This window comes from Spirosoma sp., from assembly GCF_026391055.1.
Taxonomy (GTDB): Bacteria; Bacteroidota; Bacteroidia; order Cytophagales; family Spirosomataceae; genus Spirosoma.
Genome location: NZ_JAPLET010000026.1, coordinates 1 through 24,212, shown reverse-complemented (window position 1 = coordinate 24,212; position 24,212 = coordinate 1). Strand labels below are relative to the sequence as shown.

At 49.1% G+C, this 24,212-nt stretch carries 20 protein-coding genes; 12 read left to right on the top strand and 8 right to left on the bottom strand.

The window, feature by feature from the left end:
• Nucleotides 1-14: 14 nt before the first annotated feature.
• From NT073_RS23355 to yidD, 3 genes are all read right to left on the bottom strand, one after another.
• Nucleotides 15-395 carry a DUF4174 domain-containing protein gene (locus tag NT073_RS23355; protein WP_297378443.1) on the bottom strand — a complete coding sequence of 127 codons (381 nt, stop codon included), beginning with the start codon at nt 393-395 and terminating at the stop codon, nt 15-17.
• A 126-nt stretch (nt 396-521) separates the two neighbouring features.
• Nucleotides 522-896, bottom strand: a complete 375-nt coding sequence (locus tag NT073_RS23350) for a co-chaperone GroES family protein (protein ID WP_297378440.1) — start codon at nt 894-896, stop codon at nt 522-524.
• Nucleotides 897-1,028: 132 nt separating this feature from the next.
• Nucleotides 1,029-1,238 carry a membrane protein insertion efficiency factor YidD gene (gene yidD / locus NT073_RS23345; RefSeq protein ID WP_297380249.1) on the bottom strand — a complete coding sequence of 70 codons (210 nt, stop codon included), beginning with the start codon at nt 1,236-1,238 and terminating at the stop codon, nt 1,029-1,031.
• A gap of 85 nt (nt 1,239-1,323) precedes the next feature.
• Between yidD and lgt the strand changes: the two genes are divergently transcribed.
• The 4 genes from lgt to NT073_RS23325 all read left to right on the top strand — a co-directional run bounded on the left by lgt (nt 1,324) and on the right by NT073_RS23325 (nt 6,978).
• Nucleotides 1,324-2,169, top strand: a complete 846-nt coding sequence (gene lgt / locus NT073_RS23340) for a prolipoprotein diacylglyceryl transferase (RefSeq protein WP_297378437.1) — start codon at nt 1,324-1,326, stop codon at nt 2,167-2,169.
• Nucleotides 2,170-2,371: 202 nt separating this feature from the next.
• Nucleotides 2,372-4,513: a S9 family peptidase gene (locus tag NT073_RS23335; RefSeq protein WP_297380247.1), complete on the top strand. Its 2,142-nt coding sequence runs from the start codon at nt 2,372-2,374 to the stop codon at nt 4,511-4,513.
• Nucleotides 4,514-4,573: 60 nt separating this feature from the next.
• Nucleotides 4,574-6,232 carry a M1 family metallopeptidase gene (locus NT073_RS23330; RefSeq protein ID WP_297378435.1) on the top strand — a complete coding sequence of 553 codons (1,659 nt, stop codon included), beginning with the start codon at nt 4,574-4,576 and terminating at the stop codon, nt 6,230-6,232.
• A gap of 125 nt (nt 6,233-6,357) precedes the next feature.
• Nucleotides 6,358-6,978, top strand: coding sequence for a transposase (locus tag NT073_RS23325; protein ID WP_297378432.1), 621 nt, complete (start codon nt 6,358-6,360; stop codon nt 6,976-6,978).
• 162 nt (nt 6,979-7,140) lie between these two features.
• On the opposite strand, the gene NT073_RS23320 is transcribed toward NT073_RS23325, so the two are convergent.
• Together NT073_RS23320 and NT073_RS23315 are read right to left on the bottom strand one after the other, a co-directional pair.
• Complete coding sequence (locus tag NT073_RS23320) at nt 7,141-8,088, bottom strand: sugar kinase (protein WP_297378429.1); 948 nt, start codon at nt 8,086-8,088, stop codon at nt 7,141-7,143.
• Nucleotides 8,089-8,209: 121 nt separating this feature from the next.
• Nucleotides 8,210-9,739 (bottom strand): MFS transporter, encoded by a 1,530-nt coding sequence (locus NT073_RS23315; protein ID WP_297378426.1) that lies wholly within the window; start codon nt 9,737-9,739, stop codon nt 8,210-8,212.
• A gap of 121 nt (nt 9,740-9,860) precedes the next feature.
• Between NT073_RS23315 and NT073_RS23310 the strand changes: the two genes are divergently transcribed.
• From NT073_RS23310 to NT073_RS23295, 4 genes are all read left to right on the top strand, one after another.
• Nucleotides 9,861-11,297 (top strand): BamA/TamA family outer membrane protein, encoded by a 1,437-nt coding sequence (locus NT073_RS23310; protein ID WP_297378423.1) that lies wholly within the window; start codon nt 9,861-9,863, stop codon nt 11,295-11,297.
• A 235-nt stretch (nt 11,298-11,532) separates the two neighbouring features.
• Entirely contained in the window at nt 11,533-13,485 is a 1,953-nt protein-coding gene (locus NT073_RS23305) for an SPFH domain-containing protein (RefSeq protein WP_297378420.1), read from the top strand.
• Nucleotides 13,486-13,621: 136 nt separating this feature from the next.
• Nucleotides 13,622-15,361: an ABC transporter ATP-binding protein gene (locus NT073_RS23300; protein ID WP_297378417.1), complete on the top strand. Its 1,740-nt coding sequence runs from the start codon at nt 13,622-13,624 to the stop codon at nt 15,359-15,361.
• The gene (locus tag NT073_RS23295) at nt 15,345-17,108 is read left to right on the top strand and encodes an ABC transporter ATP-binding protein (RefSeq protein WP_297378414.1); all 1,764 of its coding nucleotides are present in this window, start codon (nt 15,345-15,347) and stop codon (nt 17,106-17,108) included. The genes NT073_RS23300 and NT073_RS23295 overlap by 17 nt, the downstream gene beginning before the upstream one ends.
• A gap of 9 nt (nt 17,109-17,117) precedes the next feature.
• Here NT073_RS23295 and NT073_RS23290 read toward each other — a convergent pair whose 3' ends face one another.
• Nucleotides 17,118-18,050 (bottom strand): sterol desaturase family protein, encoded by a 933-nt coding sequence (locus NT073_RS23290; protein ID WP_297378411.1) that lies wholly within the window; start codon nt 18,048-18,050, stop codon nt 17,118-17,120.
• Between the two features lie 213 nt (nt 18,051-18,263).
• Here NT073_RS23290 and NT073_RS23285 point away from each other — a divergent pair, with 213 nt between their 5' ends.
• Nucleotides 18,264-18,848, top strand: coding sequence for a hypothetical protein (locus tag NT073_RS23285; protein ID WP_297378408.1), 585 nt, complete (start codon nt 18,264-18,266; stop codon nt 18,846-18,848).
• A 91-nt stretch (nt 18,849-18,939) separates the two neighbouring features.
• Here the strand turns inward: NT073_RS23285 and NT073_RS23280 are convergent, their stop codons facing one another.
• Nucleotides 18,940-20,010 (bottom strand): branched-chain amino acid aminotransferase, encoded by a 1,071-nt coding sequence (locus NT073_RS23280; protein WP_297378405.1) that lies wholly within the window; start codon nt 20,008-20,010, stop codon nt 18,940-18,942.
• Nucleotides 20,011-20,113: 103 nt separating this feature from the next.
• Nucleotides 20,114-20,692, bottom strand: coding sequence for a cob(I)yrinic acid a,c-diamide adenosyltransferase (locus NT073_RS23275; protein ID WP_297378402.1), 579 nt, complete (start codon nt 20,690-20,692; stop codon nt 20,114-20,116).
• Nucleotides 20,693-20,877: 185 nt separating this feature from the next.
• Here NT073_RS23275 and NT073_RS23270 point away from each other — a divergent pair, with 185 nt between their 5' ends.
• From NT073_RS23270 to tyrS, 3 genes are all read left to right on the top strand, one after another.
• Nucleotides 20,878-21,387: a hypothetical protein gene (locus NT073_RS23270; RefSeq protein WP_297378399.1), complete on the top strand. Its 510-nt coding sequence runs from the start codon at nt 20,878-20,880 to the stop codon at nt 21,385-21,387.
• Entirely contained in the window at nt 21,380-22,609 is a 1,230-nt protein-coding gene (locus NT073_RS23265; protein ID WP_297378396.1) for an S-adenosylmethionine:tRNA ribosyltransferase-isomerase, read from the top strand. The genes NT073_RS23270 and NT073_RS23265 overlap by 8 nt, the downstream gene beginning before the upstream one ends.
• 123 nt (nt 22,610-22,732) lie before the next feature.
• Nucleotides 22,733-24,034, top strand: coding sequence for a tyrosine--tRNA ligase (gene tyrS, locus NT073_RS23260; RefSeq protein WP_297378393.1), 1,302 nt, complete (start codon nt 22,733-22,735; stop codon nt 24,032-24,034).
• The last annotated feature ends 178 nt before the right edge of the window (nt 24,035-24,212 follow it).

Sequence of the window (24,212 nt, the reverse complement as noted above, 5' to 3'; positions counted from 1 at the left end):
CGCCCTTTAGGTTATTACTGTTTGCTCTCCTGCTTGCGCATCGGCATGCTGTCAATCGTGTTGAACAGCTCTTTTACGTCAACAGGTTTATGATACGTTTGCTTAATACCGCCGTCTTTTCCGATGAGCCAGGCGGCAAAGTTGTCGGCGGGGTTGAGCTTATAATCGTGCATCAGAAATTGGCGATCCGGCTCCATCACTAATGAGGCTATCAGGACAATCACATCCAGATCACGCTCCTCAACACCAGCCCGTTCTTCATTTAGTGCTTCCTGTTGCTCAATACTATAATGCTGAGCATCGTCGCGGCTATAAATTAATAAGACACGCCGATGGTCTTTCTTTTCGGTCAATATCGCCTTGAGCGATTTTTGCTGATTTGCTACACTTTCCATAACAAAGGTTAATCCCATTAGCAGGATTGTCAACGATATCAACCAATAGCCTCGCATAGTGTTTGCTGTAAAGCGGCCGGGAAACCGCCGGTTTGTTAGTACACCCGCGGCTTCCCGGCCGCTCTCTTATAAATCTTCCAGTCTCTCCAGCATCAGGATTGACCCCTGCGGAACGATCACATATTGCTCTCCTTCGTACTGCAATTCGATGGCGTTGCGTTGTAAATAGAGAGCTACATCACCTTCCTGTGCCTGAAGCGGCATGTATTTTACTTTCTCTTCGGTTTCCTTCCAAGGTTCGTCTTCAGTAGGTGAAGGGATAGGATAACCCGGACCTACCTTAATAACATACCCAGACTGGACTTGTTCTTTTTCCTGCACTGTTGGCGGTAAATATAGGCCACTAGTTGTGCGGTCGGAGGGATCTTTGGGTTTAATTAGAACCCGGTCGCCTACCACGATCAGGCGTTTTAGTTTATTATCAGGAGTAATGCCAATCATAGCGATTAAGAGGAGTAAGTCATTCGTCCAACATTGGTAGGGAGTAGACAAAAATCGGGCAAATCTCGACAACAAGTCAAAATGTCAGCGAAAGGAGGCTAATGACGGATTAGGCACCACTGACAACTTTAGTTAAGGAACAGGGTCATAGCCATGACCGCCCCAGGGGTGGCACCGGCTCATTCGTTTAAGGCCCATCCAGCCACCGCGTACTGCGCCGTGTTTTTGAATGGCCTCCACCATGTATTGCGAACAGGTGGGTGTATACCGGCAGGCATTCGGGAAGTAAGGAGACAGCGCGGCCTGGTAAATTCTGACCAGTGCGATTAGAATTGACTTCATCATGAACTCGTAAACATGAAAACAGCCAAAAACTTTCCCGCAATCTGTATCTTTGCCAATATCGCGTATAATACACTCGTTTCTCATGCTTCAATACGTTATCTGGGAGGTTAATCCCGAAATTTTCCACATTGGCTCATTCTCGGTGCGTTGGTACGGACTGCTTTTCGCGCTGGGTTTCCTGATTGGTATGCAGGTCATGAGTCATGTTTTCAAGAAAGAAAATAAGCCCCTTGCCGACACCGATTCGTTATTGATTTACATGGTCGTTTCCACCATTCTGGGTGCTCGTATTGGCCATTTTCTGTTTTATGAACCGGAAGTATTGTTGCATCACCCACTAACCGTTATCACTCCGCCCTTTGCGGGTTTAGCCAGCCATGGTGCTTTAGTAGGTATTTTGCTGGGTCTTTGGCTCTATTCCCGCCGGAAAGAAAGCCGCCTGACGAATCAGACATTTCTGTGGGTGACCGACCGTATCGCTATTGTGGTAGCACTGGCTGGAGCCTGTATCCGGTTTGGTAATCTGATGAATTCCGAGATTGTAGGCCGTCCGACTAATGTGCCCTGGGCGTTTGTATTCATGAATAACAATGAGTACGCCAAGATACCCCGTCACCCGGCCCAATTGTACGAATCGCTGTCGTGTCTGGTGCTGTTCTTTGGCCTCTTGTGGTTCTGGAATCGGTACAAAGAGCGGACGCCACGGGGTAGTATGCTCGGTATATTCCTGATCTGTATTTTCGGACTCCGTTTCTTCTACGAATACCTGAAAGAGAATCAGGTTCCTTTCGAAGATAGTTTGCCGCTCAACGTCGGACAGATACTCAGTATTCCGGCAGTTTTGCTGGGCATTTATTTTCTTGTTCGCAGTTACCGTCTGCCTGTTCCGGTCTCTACTCCGGAAGAGCCAAAGACGGTACAGTCATAGAACGGTTACGGACACTATTGGTTAGAAACCTAAACGCTCAATAAGACGGGTTCGCGGAAATGGTGTATTTTTGACGGTGTCTTACCTCAATCATACACTTCATTCTGTGAACCCGTCTTCGTTTAGGTTACGAAAATTACTGCCAGCTTTACTCATTGGCTTTGTCACAGGTCAGGCAACCGCTCAGGTGCCCGGTCGTCAAATGCACTGGACCCCCGATGGCAATGCCTATGCAGCCGTTGAGCAGGGTGATCTTGTGAAAACGGACATCAAAACGGGCCGAAAAACCGTTCTGCTCGGAAAGGATAAACTCCGCCGACCCGGCAGCGACCAGCCTATGTCGGTGGCCGATTTTACCTTCACGCCCGACAGCACATCGGTTCTGGTCTTCACGAACACGGCTCGCGTTTGGCGATACAACACCAAAGGCGATTATTACCTGATAAATCGGGCGAGCGGACAGGCCCGGCAGCTTGGACAAACGGCCGGAACAGGTAGCAAGCGCCCTGCTCAATCGCTGATGTACGCCAAACTGTCGCCAGATGGCCGGATGGTTGGTTATGTAAGCGACCATAATCTGTTTGTTGAGGACGTAGCCAACGGAAAAATAACCCAGCTAACATCGGATGGTACCCGCAAACGTATCAACGGTACGTTCGACTGGGTATACGAAGAAGAATTTGGCTGCCGGGATGGATTCCGGTGGAGCCCCGACAGCAAACAGATTGCCTACTGGCAGGTAGATGCTACTAAAATCAGGGATTACCTGATGCTGAATACTACCGACTCTGCCTATTCGCATGTTGTTCCGGTCGAGTATCCGAAGGTGGGCGAAAGTCCTTCCCCTACGCGTGTTGGGGTCGTTTCTGTAACGGGTGGCCGGAATGTCGTACCACCAACTACCTGGCTCAACATTCCCGGCGATTCGCAGCAGCATTACCTGATACGTATGGAATGGCTCCCTGCGGGCGAGAGTGTCATTGTGCAGCAGTTGAATCGCAAGCAGAATGAAAGCAAGCTGTTTATCTGTAAGGCGGGTGGTTCGTCCGTCACGCCAGTCTACACCGAAACGGACAAGGCCTGGATTGACGGTAAGGCCCGCTGGAGCCGCGATGACCCAAGTGGCTGGGAGTGGCTCGAAAATGGCAAATCGTTTGTCTGGGTATCGGAGAAAGATGGCTGGAGGCATTTGTATCGAATCACAACGGATGGCAAGAAAGAAATCCTACTGACACCGGGCGGGTACGATATCGCTACCATCAGCCACATCGACGAGCCGACCAACAAAATTTATTTCATCGCGTCGCCCGAGAATACCAACCAGCGGTATCTGTACCGGACGAGTCTGGACGGGAAAGGCAAAGCGGAGCGGGTAACCCCCGCCGGGCAGTCGGGAACGCATAATTATATCATCTCGCCCAACGGTAAATTTAGTCAGCATACGTTTACCAACTATCAGACATCACCCGCCCGCGAATGGGTTAGCCTGCCCGACCATAAAGCCGTTAATGAGGCTGAAAGTATTGCCGCCCGGGTAAAGCCCGTTGCCAAATCGAACATCAGTTTCTTCACACTAAAGACGGAAGATGGCGTCTCGCTCGATGGCTGGATGGCAAAGCCGACGGATTTCGATAGTACGAAAAAGTACCCGATCGTCTTTTACGTCTACGGCGAACCGGCAGGTAGCACAGTGAATGATGACTTTTCTATCGGCCAGAACCGACTTTTCCAGGGCGATATGGCCAAGGCGGGTTACATTTATGTGGCCCTCGATAATCGGGGCACACCCAATCTGAAAGGAGCCGCCTGGCGTAAGTCGATCTACCGCCAAATTGGGCGCATTAACATCCGCGATCAGGCGATGGGTGCGAAAAAACTTTTCTCCCAACATGCCTTTATTGATACCAGCCGGGTTGCCGTCTGGGGATGGAGTGGGGGCGGGTCCACGACTCTGCACCTGTTGTTTCAGTATCCGGACATTTACAAAACGGGCATTTCTATTGCAGCTGTTGGTAATCAATTGTTTTACGACAACATCTATCAGGAGCGGTATATGGGTATTCCGCAGGAAAACCGGGAGGATTTTATAGCTGGTTCACCGATCACGTACGCCAAAAATCTGCGGGGTAATCTGCTTTATATCCACGGCACCGGCGATGATAACGTGCATTATGACAATGCCGAAGTGCTAATTAACGAGCTGATAAAACATAACAAGCAGTTTCAGATGATGCCGTATCCAAACCGTTCCCATGGTATCAATGAAGGGGAGGGGACAACTCAGCATCTACGCACCTTGTATACAAACTACCTCCTCAAAAACTGCCCTCCAGGAGCACGATAATGATGATTTGCCAAGGGACAGAAATACCCTCTGTCCCTTGGCTATTGATCCTGAACGATAATGCGAAAATACACCCTGAAAACCGCCCTTGTTTACCGTCTGATTACACTCGCGCTTCTGCTTCCATTTCTGGCATCGGCGCAGCGCTATGAATTTACCCACGACGATACGCTTCGAGGCTCTATTACTCCCGAACGGGCCTGGTGGGACCTGGCATTTTATCATTTATCCGTTCGGGTGCAACCGACAGATAGCACCTTAAGCGGCTCAACCATGATCCGCTATCGGGTGCTTAAGCCAGGTCAGACAATGCAGGTCGACTTGCAACGCCCGCTCAAGGTACTGCGCGTAGAGCAGGATGGACAGTCACTTGCCGTTCGACAGGATGGGAATGCGTATTTCGTGGCGCTAACGAAGCCGCAAAAAATTGGTCAGACGGAGTCAATAACGGTTTTTTACGGAGGTAAACCACGAGTCGCAAAACGGCCGCCCTGGGATGGGGGACTTGTCTGGTCGCGGGATAAATCGGGAAACTGGTTTATTGCCACCGCCTGTCAGGGTCTGGGAGCCAGTGCGTGGTGGCCCTGCAAAGACCATATGTACGACGAGCCTGATTCCATGGCGATCAGCGTGACGGTTCCCGAAGACCTGACCGACGTTTCGAATGGGCGACTTCGTCGGGTAACGACGAATAACGACCACACCCGAACATTTGACTGGTATGTGGTCAATCCGATCAATAATTATGGCGTTAATCTTAATATTGGTCGTTACGAACACTGGTCAGAAACCTACACCGGCGAAAAAGGTCCACTGGCGCTAAATTATTATGCCCTGCCTGAACACGGGGACTCCGCCCGGACTCAATTCAAACAGGTACCAAAAATGTTGAAGGCATTTGAGTACTGGTTCGGGCCGTATCCTTTTTACGAGGATGGCTATAAGCTGGTCGAGACGCCTTACCTGGGCATGGAGCACCAAAGTTCGGTGACGTACGGTAACCATTTTCGAAATGGTTACCTGGGTCGTGACCTTTCCCGAACGGGTTGGGGACTGCTCTGGGATTTTATTATCGTTCATGAATCGGGCCACGAGTGGTTTGCCAACAACATTACCTATAAGGATGTGGCCGACATGTGGATTCATGAGAGCTTTACCAACTATTCAGAAAACCTGTTCACGGAGTACTATTATGGTAAAGAGGCCGGTGCGCAGTACGTGATCGGTTGCCGGGCAAATATACGCAACGACCGCCCCATCATTGGGGTATACAATGTCAATCATGAAGGGTCGTCGGATATGTACTACAAAGGGGGCAATATGCTGCATACCATCCGGCAACTTGTGAATAATGACATAAAGTGGCGACAGATTTTGCGTGGTCTGAACAAAACGTTCTATCATCAGACCGTTACGTCAGCCCAGATCGAACAGTACATGAGCCAGCAGGCAGGTATCAATTTAAAGCCCGTATTTGACCAATACCTGCGGAGTAGTAAAATACCGATACTCGAATATCGACCCGTAGCGGGGGGCTTTCAATACCGCTGGGCTAATTGTGTTTCTGGCTTTGCAATGCCTGTTCGGGTATGCCTGGGTGAATCCGGACCCTACAGTAACATCCAGCCAACCACTCAATGGAAAACACTCCCTGCCAAAAATGAAACCATGCTGACCGTCGATGCCAACTATTACGTGTTAAGTAAACTGACTCCTTAACCGGTGTGTCTGAATAAGTTGCTGCTTGCAAATCACGTTAAATCAAAAAAGTATCCGTTGTATGGACCGGAAATGTAGTTTGCCGAGGATTAATGAATTGTTTGATCCTTATCTACATATCTGCTATGCGTACGAAACTATACCTGCTTGTGGCTGGGCTATTGCCTGTTATACTGCTCACGAGTTGTGGAGGGAACAAAAAAGAGGAAGCTAAAGACGAAGCGTCTGTATCGACATTAGGTGCAATGAGTGCCATGAAGGAAATGGCTGCTCAGGCTGAGGAAATGCAGAAAAATGGCCCCGTTGCTACCGTTGATTTTCGAAAGTTGAAGGAACTTCTGCCAAATGAAGCCGATGGACTGCCTCGCAAAGAAGCTACGGGTGAGAAAAATGGAGCGGCTGGCTTTACCATCTCAACTGCAAATGGCCGGTACAGCAACACCGATGCCAGTGAGACGATCGACGTTTCCATCGTTGATGGAGGGGGCTCCGGGATGTTGATGGGGCTTGCGGCTTGGTCTATGCTGGAAGTGGATAAAGAAACCGAAAACGGTTATGAAAAGACCAGCACAATTGGTAACAACAAATCATTTGAAAAATACGACAACAGTGCCAAAGACGGTGAGGTGAACGTATTAATCAACAAACGCTTTGTTGTTACCGTAAAGGGTAAAGGTGTTAGTATGGATAAAATTAAAGCTACCCTTGGCGAGATAGATCTGGATAAGCTAAGCGAGTTAAAATGAGTTACTCCTGAGCGAACGTGGTCAAGTGGGTAGAAGACTTCGTTTAACAGTTTATACACAGGCGACATCCCGAATGCAAGAAGCACTTTTGAAAAAGTCCGGTTTCTGCATTCGGGATGTCGCCTGTGTAGCTAAATTGCCCGTACTTACTTGTCGGGTAGTCTATTCAAACTGATCATAAAGCAGTTTACGGTCAACTTTATCGGGCAACGGCCCTTGTCGAGTGAGCTTCATCTTTGCCAAGGCTGCACCCGCGTGGGCACAATTTCCTGGTGCATACCCATCCAGATAAGCGGTTAAAAAGCCTGCCCAATAGGCATCTCCCGCACCGGTAACGTCGACGACGTCAATTTTTTTGCCCGGTATCCGTGATTGCTTGGCACCGCCATCGTACGAAACCAGACTACCATTGGGGCCGAGTGTCAGGCAGATCAGGACAGCGCCCATTTTATGGAAATCAGCTAATACCCGATCCGGCGTTTGAGGGCTACCGTACAGTCGTTCTGCATCATCTTCGCTGATTTTCACCAAAGCGCCGGCTGAACAGTAATCACTGATGACCTGCCATGCCTGATCACGATCTGGCCATATGCTAGGGGCATAGTTTGTGTCGATGGTTACCTGGCAACCAGCGGCTTTGGCGCGTTTGGCGGCATCAACAATGGCGTCCTGTGCCGGTTGCTGGCTTAGGGCGAAGCAGGTTGTATGAAATAAATGAGCCTGAGCAAGCAGCGAATCGGGTAGCTGTTCGGGTCGAATGCGGCAGTCGGCATGACGATAGGCTACGAAATCAGGTGTACCGGCCGTTCGGGAAACCAGTACAATACTGGTAGGTGCCAGCGGGTCGTAGGTGATGAATTGGGTATCCACCCCCGACTCTTCTATCTGGCGGGTCAGGTAGCGCCCAATGTTGTCGTTCCCTACGCAGGAAACAAGCGCGGTCGGGTTGCCTAATCGGGCCATGTTGGTGGCCATATTAGCTGGACTACCGCCCTGATACCGGCGAAAATCCTGAGCATCCAGTAAACTGTTCGAAACATGGTGGCCAATCAGGTCAGCCAGAAGTTCGCCAACCGAGAGAAGGGCGTAGGGGCGGGGTGATGTTGTCATGTAAATGAATTACGACCGCACGGGCGGCTTCGTTACGATACACGAATTACGGTTTTTCCCGGCGTGGAAAAAAATCATACTAGAGCCGCCTGTGGGCGTAGATAATAAATTTGGTTTAATTTTAACCAAGATCGATTGGAATGGTCGGTTCGTCAGTCGCTTTGACCTCCTTTACCAGAAAACAGGAGGCTGCTGCTAACAGCAGACAGATACCGGCTAATACCAACGCATTGCGCGGATCGTCGCCCAGCAAGGGTTTGTAATAAAGGGGCACAGTGAGCATACCAATAAACTGGGGCACACAGATAAAGCCGTTGAAAATGCCCATATAAACGCCCATACGTTCTTTTGGAACCGCACTTGCCAGCATCAGATAAGGCATCGACATAATAGAGCCCCAGGCAAAGCCGATAATCATCATGCCTACAAGGTAAACCAACTTATCCGTAGAGGTAAGTGTCAGGAAGAAGCCCATTGCCCCGATGGTGAGAAATAGTGCGTGGGTAACCCGCGCACTGCCCAGGGCCTTGGCAATTCGAGGAATAAAGAATGAAATAACGGCACACGAGATGCTAAACATGGCAAAGCAGAGACCACCCCATTTAGTGCCCTCTTCAAAACCAATTTTATTGGACACTGCATCCGGGGCGTTGAATGCGTGCCTGGCCACTGCCAGCGATAAGTACTGCCACATGAGTGGTAACCCGTACCAAGTGAAAAATTTAACCCACCACAACTGCTTCATAACAGTTGGCATAGCCGAAAGTGAAGCCAGTATTTCTTTGAAAATAGGCAACATCAGCAATAGGTAGCTGCCCGCAAATACACCCAGTCCCCACAGTGAACCCGTTACCAACCCGCCAATTCGTGCCGCAAAAAAGAAAGCCAGAATAGCCCCTCCCAAAGCTAACGCCAGGTGCCAGAACGAAATTGACTTTTTTTCTTCATCCGTGAAAACGTGGGGTTCCTTGTACTTATCGTTGATGGGTGGATACTCTTTCGTCGTGCGGATTGTCCAGAACACCGAGATCAGAATAGCCGCTGCACCGATGTAAAATGGATAACGTACCGAGTTGGGAATTCCGTTCGACAGTTGATCTTCCGACATGACCATCGATATACCCAAGATAGGCAGTAGATAAGGCATCAGGTTCGCCAGAGTTTGCCCAAACCCAACCATGAACGATTGTATGGCAAAGCCAACAGGTCGTTGTTTGTCATTGAGCATATCGCCTACAAACGCCCGAAACGGTTCCATCGCTGAGTTTAGCCCTGCATCGAGCATCCACATCAGTCCGGCAGCCATCCAGATGTATGACGAGTTAGGCATAAAAATCATCGCAATACTACCCGCCAGTGCTCCTGCCAGAATAAACGGTTTCCGTCGGCCCCAGCGTGGTGACCAGCTCTTGTCCGAAATGGCACCAACAATTGGTTGAAGCAGTAGCCCTGTTAGTGGGCCAGCCAGCCAAAGTCCAGGAATAGAGGCTTCATCGGCTCCTAAATAGCGGTAAATGGGGCTCATGTTGGCCTGCTGCAATCCGAACCCGTATTGAATACCTAGAAATCCGAAACTCATATTCCAGATTTGCCAGAAGCTTAAATTGGGTTTGCTGGTTGCCTTCGGCTTCTGAATATTTCCTGTTTGCATCGATTGCGCTATATTTATAGAATGGTTGTTGATTTAGCGAATAGCCAACAATAATACGTACTCGTTTGCAGCATACGGAGATTTACTTGTCTTATTTTTTTGAAAAGCCGTACTTTTGAGAATGATTCCGAAAAAGTGGCCGCTCCGTATTCTACTGTTCACGGCTTTTCTAGTAACTTCTTTTGCGGCTTTTGCCGACACACCAGTCGACTCGACGCAGAAAGTTATTGTGCGGGCAGTTTACCTGAAGGGTAACTTCCGGACTCGCGACCGGATCATTCTTCGGGAAATGACGCTGCATATGGGCGACTCTGTCCGTCTTGCTGATCTGCCGGGACGTATCGCCTGGGATCAGCGGAATATTAACAACACCACATTATTCGTAACCGTTGACGTGACCAGCGAATTTGCACCGCCTGTCGACTCCACGCAACTGGCTCAACTGGACATAACGGTGACCATGAAGGAGCGGTGGTATTTCATTGCCTACCCTGTTTTCGACCTGGCCGATCGCAACTTCAACGAATGGTGGTACGACAGGGGGCACGACTTTCGGCGGGTTATTTACGGCGGGCACCTGAGTTACCGCAACGTAACGGGTAATAACGATAAGCTTCAGGTTGTCATTGAGCGGGGTTTTTTACAACGGACTATTCTGTCATATTCCAAACCGTATATCGACCGGGCACAGAGGATAGGTCTGCGAGCCGACGTCGGGTATATAACCAATAAAGAAATCCCATACCGTACCCAGTTTGATAAATGGGTTTACGTAAAGTCAGAAGATGTTCTCCGCGAACGAGTTTATGCCGCACTTACCCTGACGCACCGGCGCGGCCTGTATCACTATCACACCCTCGACACGCGGTATGTCCGAAACACCATCGCCGATACCATTGCCCGGCTAAACCCCGACTATTTTCTGGATGGTCAAAACCGGCTTCAGTTTCTGGCCATGAATTACATTTACCGCTACGACCGGCGCGATAATATTGTGTATCCGTTGCAGGGCACCTTGTTTTCGGCGAGCATTGGCGTATCGGGTATTTTACCGAGCGACAACTTTCACTTTCTCGATCTGAATACATCGGCTACGCGGTACTGGCCACTGGGTAAACGATTCTACTTGGCCGGCAGTGTACGGCTGCGAAGCACCTGGCCCGCCCGCCAGCCTTACTTTACACTGCGTGGTTTGGGTAGTGGTAATGACATGGTGCGAGGCTATGAACTTAATGTGGTTGACGGACAGCGGACGTTCATCTGGCGCAATAGTCTGCGGTATCAGCTGTTCAATGTCCGCAAGCAACTCAACTGGCTCCACGTGCGGCAGTTCAACACCGTGCCTGTAGCGGCCTATCTGACCGCCTTCGGCGATGCCGGTTATGTGCATAGTACGGTGGCCGAACAATACCAGAGCCGACTGGCAAACAAATTGCTGATGGGAACGGGCATGAGTCTGGATATTGTCTCTTTCTACAACCTGGTTATGCGTTTCAGCGGCACCATCAACGCCCAGGGGAAAGCTGGTTTTTTCTTCAATCTGGCGCAGGAGTTGTAGGATATTTGCCAGAGTAATGGTGCCTTTCCATTCATCAATTCCCCTACACAAATCAGGCCTTTAGCAGCCGATTGTCCGATTTCTGTCACGCACTAGCAGGGGGTATTATACATTTGACCCGTCAATCTGACACACTTATCTCTCACTTCGATGTAGGCGCTCCGTCTTCATTTTCCGACTCATGGTCGGACTGTTTTCTATCTCATTTCTTAACCACTAAAACCCCGTTTCATTCATGGAGTTTTTATCCTTTATGTCTACCTGGTCCTGGTTGATCGGGTTACTGTTCGCGGTTGTACTGTACAAATTAGTACTCCGTTTTTTGTTTGGCATGGTGATCGTGCCTGAAGACCGCATTGGCCTGGTAACCAAAAAATATGTACTCGTCGGTGTCGACCGTGGCTTACCCGATGGGCGGATCATTGCCACCAAAGGCGAGGCTGGTTATCAGGCACAGACGCTGGCGCCCGGCTTGTACTGGTGGCTTTGGCCCTGGCAATATGGCATTACCATGCAGCCCTTTACGGTTATTCCGGAAGGTAAGATTGGGTTGGTACTCTCGAACGACGGAGCAGAACTGCCAACGGGCAACATCCTCGCCCGACGTGTGGATTCCGACAACTTTCAGGATACTGAGCGGTTCCTGAGCAGTAGCGGCCAAAAAGGTCGCCAAACGTCTATCCTGACGCCCGGTACATACCGGATTAATACGTATGCTTTTACCATTACGATTGCCGAAATGACCGTCATCCGGGAAAATATGGTCGGCATTATTACTACGCTGGACGGTGCTCCTCTTCAGCCGGGGCAGATTGCCGGTAAGAATGTGGAAGGGCATAATAACTTCCAGAATGTTGATTATTTTTTACAAAACGGCGGTAATCGTGGTCTTCAGCCGCAGGTGGTGCTGGCGGGTTCATATTATATTAACCCGTGGGCTATTCAGATTGAAGAGATTCCCATGACTGAAGTGCCAATTGGCCACGTTGGTGTCGTAATTTCGTACATTGGCGAAGATGGGGAAGACGTTACCGGGGTCTCGTTCAAACACGGCAATATTGTTCAAAAAGGATTTCGGGGTGTCTGGATGGAACCCATCGGGCCGGGTAAGTATCCGATTAATACTTTTACAATGAAGGTAGAAGTAGTACCAACAACAAATCTGGTGCTAAACTGGGCCAACGCCCGTACGGAAGCGCACGCACTTGACCGAAACCTCTCAACCATTACTGTGCGGTCTAAAGACGGTTTCCCGTTCAATCTCGATGTTGCGCAGATCATTCATATTCCGTCTGTAGAAGCGCCGAAAGTGATTGCCCGCTTTGGCAGTATGAATAACCTGGTTTCGCAGGTGCTGGAGCCCACCATTGGTAACTACTTCCGAAACTCGGCCCAAGACTCAGACGTCATTGCCTTCCTCAGCACCCGTAAGGAACGACAGGAAGCAGCTCGCGAACATATTCGTACGGTGCTCGAAGTGTATAACGTCAACGCCGTCGATACGCTCATTGGCGACATTGTACCGCCCGATAGTCTGATGAAAACCCTGACCGACCGGAAGATCGCGCAGGAAGAGGAAAAGACCTATGAAACGCAGCGGATGGCGCAGGAAAAACGGCAGGGTATGGAACGCGAAACGGCCCTGGCCGATATTCAGCGCGAAGTAGTGAAGGCGCAACAAAGCGTTGAGATTGCCCAGCGAACGGCCGATGCCGCTGTGAAAAAGTCGGAGGGAGAGGCCCGAAGCCTGAAATTACAGGTTGGCGCCGAATCGGAAGCCACAAAAGTCCGGGCGGAGGCTAATGCCGAAGCACGCCGTCGGCAGGCAGCCGCTGATGCCGAAGCTACCAAACTGACAGCCGACGCCGAAGCTGAGCGAATTGCCAAAACTGGTACGGCCGAAGCGGAGAAGATTCTGGCCATCGGTCGCTCTACGGCGGAGGCATACGAGTTGCAGGTGAAAGCAATGGGCGACGAGAACTTCACTCGTTTCAAAATCACGGAAGAAATTGGTAAAGGCCATATCCGCGTCATTCCCGACATTGTTATCAATGGATCTGGTAACGGTACTGAAGGGTCGCTCAATGGCCTGATGGGCTTAAAGTTGCTTGAGCAGATCGAAGAACGCAAGACGGGCAAGCCGACAAAGATTGTCGATGTAACGAAGCCAACAATAGAGAAAGAATAAGTCAGGGAAGTACAAGTAGTGCAGCCGGGAGGCAGCGTATCATAGACGTGTTCCATGATACGCTGCCTCCCGGCTGTAGCAACAGTAGTAATAAGCTACTTTTGCATTCTTTAGACAAATCCAGCCGAATCTGTATATGAAAAAAGAAGCCCCCTCAAAGCCTTCAATCTCGCTTGTTGGTCTGCTTAAGCCATATGCAAGGCTGATTGTGCTCTTGATTTTTCTGGCGCTGATTAGCAACGGAGTCAACCTGGTGTTGCCTATGCTGATCGCCCACGGGATAGATGACTATACCGCCGGTCGATTTGCACTTCGCACTATGCTCATCGAATTTCTGGGGGCTTCGTTGTTCATTCTAGTTTTTTCGTACCTCCAAAGCATTGTCCAGACATACGCGTCGGAGCGGGTTGCACGGGATCTACGAACGAAACTGGCGGCTAAAATTTCGCGACAGAGTTTCAACTACATTCAACAAACAAATCCGTCCCGATTACTGACAAACCTGACGTCGGACATAGATTCGGTCAAACTGTTCGTTTCGCAGGCGATTGTGTCCATCGTGTCGTCGCTGTGTATCATTATCGGTGCCAGTATTCTGCTAATCAGTATTAACTGGCAACTGGCGTTGGCAGTCCTGACGATTGTACCCATTATTGGCGTTACTTTTTACCTAGTATTGAAGAAGGTCCGGGTATTGTTCAAACGAAGCCGGGAAGTGATCGATTGGCTCAACCGGGTTATTAACGAAAGTATACTTGGCTCGGCTATTATCCGTGTGCTGAACTCACAACAGCTTGAATACGACAAATTTCTGGCGGCAAACACCGAGGCCAAAGACTTAGGGTTAGCCATTTTACGGTTGTTTGCGGCCCTTATCCCCATTATCAGTTTTACCGCAAACATGGCTGCGCTGACGATTCTGGTGCTGGGCGGGCACTTTGTGATTTCGGGAAGCATGTCGCTGGGCGATCTGGCCGCGTTTAACAGCTACCTCGCGTTACTGATTTTTCCAATTGTTGTGATCGGGTTTATGAGTAACGTCATAGCACAGGCATCCGCTTCGTACGAACGCGTCGATCAGGTGCTTCGGGTTTCCGAAACTCCCCAGACCGGTACACTGGCCGTGGATCTGAAGGGTGATATCGATGTGGAAAATGTATCGGTCAGTTACGGCGAAAAAACAGCCTTGAAAAATGTGTCGTTCTCGGTGAAAGCCGGAAGCCGAACGGCTATTGTCGGCCCGACGGCGGCCGGAAAGAGTCAACTTCTATACTTGCTCACCGGGCTGATCAACCCTAACTCGGGCCGTGTAAACTACGATGGCCAACCCATTACTGACTACGACGATGCGTCGTTTCATCAGCAGGTCGGGTTTGTTTTTCAGGATAGCATTATCTTCAACTTGAGTCTGCGCGAAAACATTGCTTTCAGTGACACCGTAACCGATGAGTCGCTGGCGAAGGCAATTGCTACGGCGGAATTACAGGAGTTTATTGATTCGCTGCCGGAGAAACTCCAGACGGTTGTGTCCGAACGGGGCACCAGTTTGTCGGGTGGGCAAAAACAACGGATTATGCTGGCACGGGCACTGGCGCTAAATCCGAGGGTATTATTACTGGATGATTTCACGGCGCGCGTGGACACCCATACGGAGCAGAAAATCCTGGCAAATGTTCAACAGAACTATCCTGGCCTGACGCTGTTATCTGTAACGCAGAAAATTGCGCCGGTAGAAGATTATGAACAAATTATGTTGCTGATGGAAGGCGAAATTATTGCCAAAGGCACCCACGCCGAACTTCTGTTGAGTAGCCCCGAGTACGTTCAGATTTATCAATCACAACGCAGTACCAGCCAGTATGAAGTACGATCTTAATCAGGCTACCGGGCCAAAACAGGAAAAAAATGCCACCTACAAAGCCCTTCGCAAACTACTGGCGCTGATTGACGACGAACGGCAGCGGCTGATTCTGGCGTTAGTGGCTATCCTGATCAATTCAAGTCTGACACTGATAAGCCCCGTGCTGATCGGTCGTACCATCGATAATTACGTTCAAAAGAAGGACTATAACGGTATTCTGCTAAATGCGGGCATTTTGCTGGGGATTTACATCGTTGCCTTCGTAACGAATTATGTACAGACACGCCTGATGGGTGGCATAGGACAGCGGACGCTGTTCAAACTTCGGAATGCGGTATTCAATAAGCTACAGGAGCTGCCCGTTGCGTTCTTCACCCAGAATAAAGCGGGCGACCTGATTTCTCGAATTAACAACGACACCGACAAACTGAACCAGTTCTTTTCGCAGTCGCTGATGCAGTTTGTGGGCAGCATCTTTATCATGACCGGCGCTGGTCTGTTTTTGTTGTTCATCAAATTGCCACTCGGAGCCGCAGCGCTCTCACCCGCTATTCTGATGTGGATTTTCACGCAGGCAACGTCGGCCTGGGTAAAGCGGAAGAATGCCGCCAACCTGAAAAGCGTGGGGAACCTGAGTGCCGAAATTCAGGAGAACCTGAACAACTTCAAGGTTATTATTGCGTTCAATCGGCGCGATTATTTCCGGAAACGGTTTGATGAAGCCAATCAGCAAAGTTACCGGACAGCCGTTGGGGCGGGGTTGGCCAACAACGTGTTTACGCCCGTTATTGGCATGGCGGCTAACCTGGGGCAACTTGTTGTGCTGACCTATGGTATTTATCTGATCTCGACGGGCAGCTTTACGGTTGGTCTGCTAATCAGTTTTTTCTCGTACGTCAACAATTTTTACAATCCGCTACGGCAATTGGCGGCTTTGTGGGCCAACTTTCAGGTAGCTTTAGCCGCCTGGGACCGTATCTCGCATCTTCTGTCCATGCAAACGGATTTGCTGCCGGTCGGGAGCACACTACCAGTACAGACATCGGCCCTACTTTCCTTCCAGCATGTTTCGTTTAGTTATCCTGACGGTAAAGAAGTACTGCACGACATCAGTTTCGACCTGGCGCGGGGCAAGACCTACGCGCTGGTTGGGCCAACCGGGGGCGGAAAAACGACCACTGCGTCGCTCATCGCCCGTTTGTATGACCCAACCAGCGGAACCATTGTGTTCGATGGAAAGGATATTCGTTCATATACGCCCGAGCAGCGTACCGGTAAGATCGGCTTCATTTTGCAGGAGCCCTTTCTGTTTACCGGTACGGTGCGCGAAAATATTCTTTATGGAAACGAGTCGTATCAGACTTACACCAACGAACAACTGGCCGAAGTTATCCGGGAAGCCAATCTGGATAATTTAATCGACCGTTTTGACGAGGGACTGGACACAAAAGTTCAGAACGGAGGAGATGCCATCAGTCTCGGCCAGAAACAGCTTATTGCCTTTATGCGGGCCGTTTTGCGCAACCCGGATCTGCTTATCCTAGACGAAGCCACCGCAAACGTCGATACCGTTACAGAGCAGTTGCTGGACGAAATTCTTCGGAAATTGCCCGAAAAAACAACCCGCATCATCATAGCTCACCGGCTGAATACCATCGAAAGCGCCGACGAAATATTCTTTGTCAATTCAGGGCAGGTTACGCAGGCCGGTTCATTGAACGACGCAGTCAGTATGCTGCTGGATGGGAAGCGCGTGAGTTAAGCTAATCCGTCAGGCCCCAACGGGTGTTCCCTCCAGCTTTTGACGTTCCAGTTCCTTTTTCTCTTCAGCAATTTTTATGGGGCTACCGAAAATATAGAAGAACTTCTTGCGAAATCCCTTCGCTTGTCTCACATCGCTGACCATGTCGGTAAGCTCGTGGAAGTTAATGAAAAAAGGATTTGCCTTATTGGTTATGTTGGTCGTAACGCCATAAATAACCGGCTCTTCTTCCGGCTGGAATGTACCAAATATCCGGTCCCAGAAGATGAACGTCGCCCCAAAGTTTTTATCAATGTATTTTTCCTGCGAGCCATGATGTACCCGATGGTTAGACGGGGTGGCGAACATATATTCAACCCAGGCGGGCATCCGTCGGATGTATTCAGTATGTACCCAAAACTGGAAAAGCACTGCAATCTGGTTGGTTACGAAGAAGATAATCGGGTGAAAACCCATGAAAGCAACGGGTAGAAAGAAGACGATTTTCAAATGCTGAATCCAGCTTAGCCGGTAAGATACCGTCAAATTATAATGCTCGCCCGAATGGTGAACGATGTGCGTAGCCCACCAGAACCGTTGTTCGTGTGATACACGGTGCGCCCAATAACTGAAGAAATCATAAATAATGTAGCACGGAATGAGCGTCCACCACTGTAACTCCATGCGCCAGGGGATGAGATTGTAAATCCAGATGCACATGTACAGTAAGCCTACTTTCAGCGCTGCCGTAACGACCAGATTGCCAAGTCCGACCAGAATAGACCCAATCGTTTCTTTCTTTTCGTAAAATTCTTTCTCCTGATAATACGTAACGGCCATTTCAATGACTGTAAAAAACAGCATGACCGGAACAGCCCACAAAATGATATTAGGAATGTTTTTCTCGATGTTATGTAGACTGTCGAAAGGAATTTTCTCGGCACCAAATAAAGAAAAAGGCATAATCGTAGCTCGTCGCGAACGCGTGTTATACTTTACAAAACTACATTTTATAATTTGGGTTCATCAATGGGACTTATTGAGTAGATAAGTTAAAAATCAACTAACTAAAATACCAAACGCAGTAAAGTTCTTGTTGGTCGGAAATTCCTGCCTGCCTGAACGGCAGGGGCAACCCATCTCAATGATTACCTTTGTTCAATCAATTAAATGAATATGAATCGATATTTTCTTACCCTTGCTATTTGTGTGTCAACCGCCGTACTTACGGGCTGCGGTGACCAAAAGAAGAGCGATGCAACATCGGCGGATTCAACGGCAACGATATTATCGTCCCCTGAAACAACCTCTACGATTGCTATAATCGGACATTTGGCCGACCTTGGCTTAACTCCCGATAGTCATTGGCGTGGGATTAATCTCGGCGACGATTTCACGAAGGTAAAAGCTACCGAGAAGGGGGAGTCGTTTGAAAGTGACGCTGATCACATCGGCTATACGATTGAATTCAAGAACCTCGAATCGGCGGATGTGCTGTATTATCAAACCAACTCAAAGGTATCGGCCATTGATGTAGACCTGTTTCTCAACAGCCGCCAGTCGGTTAGTGATTACCAGAAGGAACTGGGCGGGTATTTTACCGGGCGTTACGGTAAGTCGAAGCCCTCCGTGGGGGGGCTGGTCTGGACGGGTCGACAAGGGGAGCAGATTCTGCTGAAAGATGTTTCGAAGGGCAAAGACTTCGGTCTGAAAGTCAGGATCGGACCAGCCGATGGTACTACATCAGCTTCTGCTAAATAAAGCGTCCTAAACACAAGTTCAGTCCGATTAAGAAAAGGAAAAGCCTCGACTGAACTGTTGAGGCTTTTCCTTTTCATGTATACAAACCAATCTACACGTGGTGCATCCAGCCGAAGGTGTCTTCTATTTTGCCGGTGCGCAGATCGGCCAGGTAGTTTTTTACCTTAACGGCAAATGACTCTTCGGGTGCAAATTCTGGCAGCATGTAATCTTTGCCATTATACCCGATGAGTGAGTACGGAGATGAACCCACCGCCGTGCCCGCACCGAAGGCTTCCGTTAAACGACCGTTCTCAATGGCTCCGATCACCTCGTAGATAGATACCAGCCGCTCTTCTACGCCCATTCCCCAACTCCGGGCAATTTGAAGAATAGAATCGCGGGTAACCCCTTTCAGGATTGAATCGGAGGTAGCTGGGGTTACAAGCTTACCGTCAATGATGAACATGATGTTCATCGTGCCCGATTCCTCAATGTATTTGTGTTCGCGGGCGTCGGTCCAGATCAACTGGTCATAGCCTTGCTGCTGTGCCATTAGGGTTGGGTACAGCGAGCCACCGTAGTTACCGGCACACTTGGCATAACCAACGCCACCCGGTGCCGAGCGGATGTATTCGGTTTCAACCTTCAGCTTTGGTGGGTTCGAGTAGTAAGCACCAACTGGGCAGGTAAAGATACAGAATCGGTATGTTTTCGAAGGTGCTACACCCAGGTACGTATCCGTGGCAAACATATAAGGACGTACATAAAGCGAACTATCGGGCGTATTGGGAACCCAGTCAGCATCAACTCGGAGCAGAGCTTCCAGGCCACCGATGAATACTTCTTCGGGTAGCGTAGCCATGCACATGCGCCGGGCTGATTCGTTGATGCGTTCAAAGTTCGCGTAAGGGCGGAACAGAGAAACCTGACCTTCTTCGTTTTTGAACGCTTTCATGCCTTCAAAAATAGACTGGCCATAATGTAGCGACGACAGAGCAGGGCTTAGCGTGAAATTGTCGAACGGCACAATCATCTGATTCTGCCACTGACCATCTATGAAATCGGCCACGAACATGTGGTCCGAAAAATGTTTGCCGAAAGGCAGATGGTTAAAATCTACCTCCTGAATGCGAGAGCGTTCCGCTTTTCGCAATTCAATTTGTAATACGTCTGTCGTCATAACTGCTTGTGGTTAATGAGTTAGCCGGTTTATGAACTGGCTGAGGCAAATCTAAAAAATTAGATCGAGTAAGTTTAGTTGTCAAGACAACTTTTTTTTCAGGTTAATAGGATGACAACGTTCTTGGCTTCCAGGTTACTTCCTCGGCGTCCAATTCCTGTGCCATTTTTCGGCTCAACACGAATAAATAGTCTGACAGGCGATTGACGTATTGAATCACCAGTTCATCTACGTTTTCGACCGAGCTAAAGGCCTGTTCATTCAACGTAATGATGATGCGTTCGGCACGGCGGCAAACCGTACGGGCAAGGTGACAAAATGAGACGGATTGATGACCACCCGGTAAAATAAATGCGCGTAACTCCGGCAGTTCAGCATCCATGCCATCCATGGCCTGTTCCAGCAGCGTTATATCATCGGATGTGATGGCGGGCATTGGCCGCTTGGGAGCTTTTTCTGGATCAGTTGCCAGTTCGGACCCAATTGTGAAGAGTCTATCCTGAATTTCTTTAAGGAATTCTCTACGATCTTTATTGACGGGTTGGTCGCGAACCAAACCAACCCAGGAGTTTAGCTCATCAACAGTTCCGTAGGCGTCGAGCCGTAAATCGCTTTTGCTTACTCTGCGTCCGCCAATCAGCGCCGTTTGACCTTTATCGCCTGTTTTTGTGTAAATCTTCATACGCTCCCGAAACCATTATGCTTAACAAGTGGCTAAGCTAACGGATTTCCCCCGTTCGAGCCTTACCTTTGCGCCCTGATTTGAAAAAGCCAGACGTAAATCTCATAAGCAGGTGATTACGACAATGGCCTGTTATCCGATAAGGTAATTTGCCGTTCGTTCACCTGTTCACTCGTGTACTTATAATGAAAGCAGGAATCTTTTTTATCCGAGTATGGCGCATTCTCTCCATCGCCGGATTCTTATTCGCTCTTTTTAGCAGTTACATTTCGTATCCCGAAGCGGTAGCCGTGCGTTTCGATGAGCAGAACCAGCCCATCCAGACCCTAGGGCGCGAAACAATTTTCTATTTAGCCATCGGTATTTTTATCATCAACAACACGCTCATCAATCTGGCCTCCCGGCTGATCGCTAAAGTACCAACCGACAAACTTCCGGTACCGAATCATGATGTATGGGCAGCTAATCGGCCGAAATTGAATCTGATCCTCAAGAATTGGTTCAGCTTACTCATGTCGGCCATTAATACAATAGTTGGTTTAGGGCTGTTGGTTTTGTCGTTTCTCAACCGGTCCGATCGGCCGATTCGAGCTATCGAGTATGCCTGGCTACTTCCCCTGAGTACGGCTATACTGATTGCTGTACTGGCCTGGTTGCCCATTCGTTTGTTCATGAAACCCAATAACGATGACTAATACGAATGAGTTGTTGTTGAGCGAGTTTCAATACGACTTACCCGACGACCGGATTGCCCGTTTCCCATTGCCCCAGCGCGATGCCTCGAAACTGCTTCTTTACAAAGATGAAGAGGTAAGTCACAACCGGTTTACGGATCTTCCCAACCTATTGCCGCCTAACAGCTTCCTGGTGTTTAATAACACAAAAGTTATTCCGGCGCGACTGCACTTCACCAAACCGACAGGTGCTTTAATTGAATTATTTCTCCTGAATCCCTACCCAACTGAGCCGGGTGGAGAGCCTGAGCCAATCTCGCTGGCTATGGAAACGACCGGTATGGCCATTTGGCAGGGTATGATTGGTAACAGGAAGCGTTGGAAACAGGACGAATCGCTGGTCACCACGTTTCCGACACCCGAAGGAGAGGTTACTCTTACCGCTTCTTGGCATGATTATGATCAGTCGGCTGTTCGGTTAAGCTGGCAACCAGCGGAGTTAACCTTTGCGCAGCTTGTTCAGTATATAGGGGAGATCCCATTGCCGCCCTATCTCAAACGGGAAGCCACCGCCACCGACCGCGAAACGTACCAGACTGTTTATTCAAAACAGGAAGGAGCTGTAGCCGCTCCAACTGCAGGCTTACATTTTACAGCCGCTGTGTTTGAAGCATTGGCCAACAACAACATTAATCACGACTATCTGACGTTGCATGTTGGGGCCGGAACGTTTCAGCCCATTAAAACGGACGATGTCCGGCAGCATCATATGCACACGGAACAGGTTGTGTACACACAGGCTAATCTAAGGAATCTGCTGACTCATCTGAATACAGTAGTGGCAGTGGGTACAACCTCTATGCGGGCGCTGGAAAGTTTGTACTGGATTGGTACGAAGTTGGTTCGAAAGGAGCCGAATCCGTTTCAACTCGATCAGCATTATGCGTACCAGCTTCCGGATGATCAGCAGCCAAGTGTCGTCGATGCACTGAACGCTGTTCTGGCCTATCTGGTTACTGCGAACAAAGAGTCGGTTGTAGCGCATACGGGCATTTACATAACTCCCGGTTATCGTATCAGGCTTTGCAAGGGGCTGGTGACCAATTTTCACCAGCCGGGGTCGACGCTCATCTTACTGATTGCTACCCTCATTGGCGACAACTGGAAGAACGTATATAAAGAAGCTCTCGAAAACGACTACCGTTTCCTGAGTTATGGCGACTCTTCCCTTCTCATACCATAAACCATTAATTTTGCGAAGTGCATAGCGTAAAAAGGTATAATGGCCGATCATTTTCATAAATGTTGCCAATTAATTCCCTTTTTACTCTTTCACTGATTCGCTCGTTCACTCTTAGTATTACTTATGAATTTTATTGACGAACTGCGCTGGCGTGGCATGTTAAACGACATGACCCCCGGTACCGAAGAGCAACTACAAAAAGAAATGACAGCAGCTTACATTGGCTTCGACCCAACCGCTGCTTCACTGCATATTGGTAATCTGGCCACTATTATGTTGCTCGTCCATTTGCAGCGAGCGGGTCACAAGCCATTCGCGCTGGTTGGTGGTGCTACCGGAATGATTGGCGATCCATCGGGCAAAGCAGCCGAACGGGAATTTCTTTCGGAAGAAACGCTACAGCGTAACCAGAACGGTATCCGCCAGCAGCTAACCAAGTTTCTCGACTTCGATTGCGGAGCCAACTCAGCCGAAATGGTAAACAACTACGACTGGTTCAAGGAGATTTCCTTTCTGGGTTTTCTACGGGAAGCCGGCAAACATATTACCGTCAATTATATGATGGCAAAGGATTCGGTCAAGAAACGGCTCGAAACGGGTATCTCCTTCACCGAATTCTCGTACCAGTTGTTGCAGGGCTATGATTTTTACTGGCTTTACAAGCATAAGAACGTACGCTTACAAATGGGTGGTTCTGACCAGTGGGGTAATATAACCACCGGCACCGAATTCATCCGTCGAAAAGAAGGAGGATCTGAACATCTGGAAGGAGGGCATCAAGCATTTGCGCTGACTACACCTCTGGTGACCAAATCGGACGGCACCAAATTTGGAAAATCTGAAAGTGGCAACGTGTGGCTGGACCCTGCACTTACTTCGCCCTATCAATTTTATCAGTTCTGGCTTAATACGGCCGATGACGACTGTTCACGGCTTATCCGGGTTTTCACACTTTTAACACGCGAAGAGATCGAAGAACTGGTGCGGCAACATAATGAGGCTCCCCACCTGCGCATCCTTCAGAAAGCGATTGCAAAAGAGGTAACGACTCGAATACATTCCGAGAGTGGCTATGAACTAGCTGTGAAAGCGTCCGAAGTTCTATTCGGAAAAGCAACGCTTGAAACTTTACGGTCGATACAAGCGGACGAGTTCGATGTTATTTTTGAAGGGGTACCCCAAACAGAAGTATCGGCAGAAGAATTAGCCAATAGTAAAGATATCACCGATCTGTTATCTGTAGCCAGTCGGGGAGAAGTTTACGCATCTAAAGGCGAAGCAAGGCGAGCCATCATACAAAATGCGGTTAGCATAAATAAAACAAAAGTAACCGATCCTGCTTCACCTGTTGCCTTTGACTGGCTTCAGGACCGCTACATTCTTATATCAAAAGGGAAGAAAAACCATCTGTTGAAAAAAATATAAAGAATTTTCGTTGGATAAGTGCCTGACAATTGGGGCTTTACCGAATAATGTTTGGTGTAGCCCCAATTATTTTCAGGCCGGGCCTTGACAAGGGGGTAAAATCAGCCTACCTTTGCACTCCCAAACATCGGGAATGAGTCGAAAACACAAGCGAAAGCTACTGGTAATCAACTCGTTA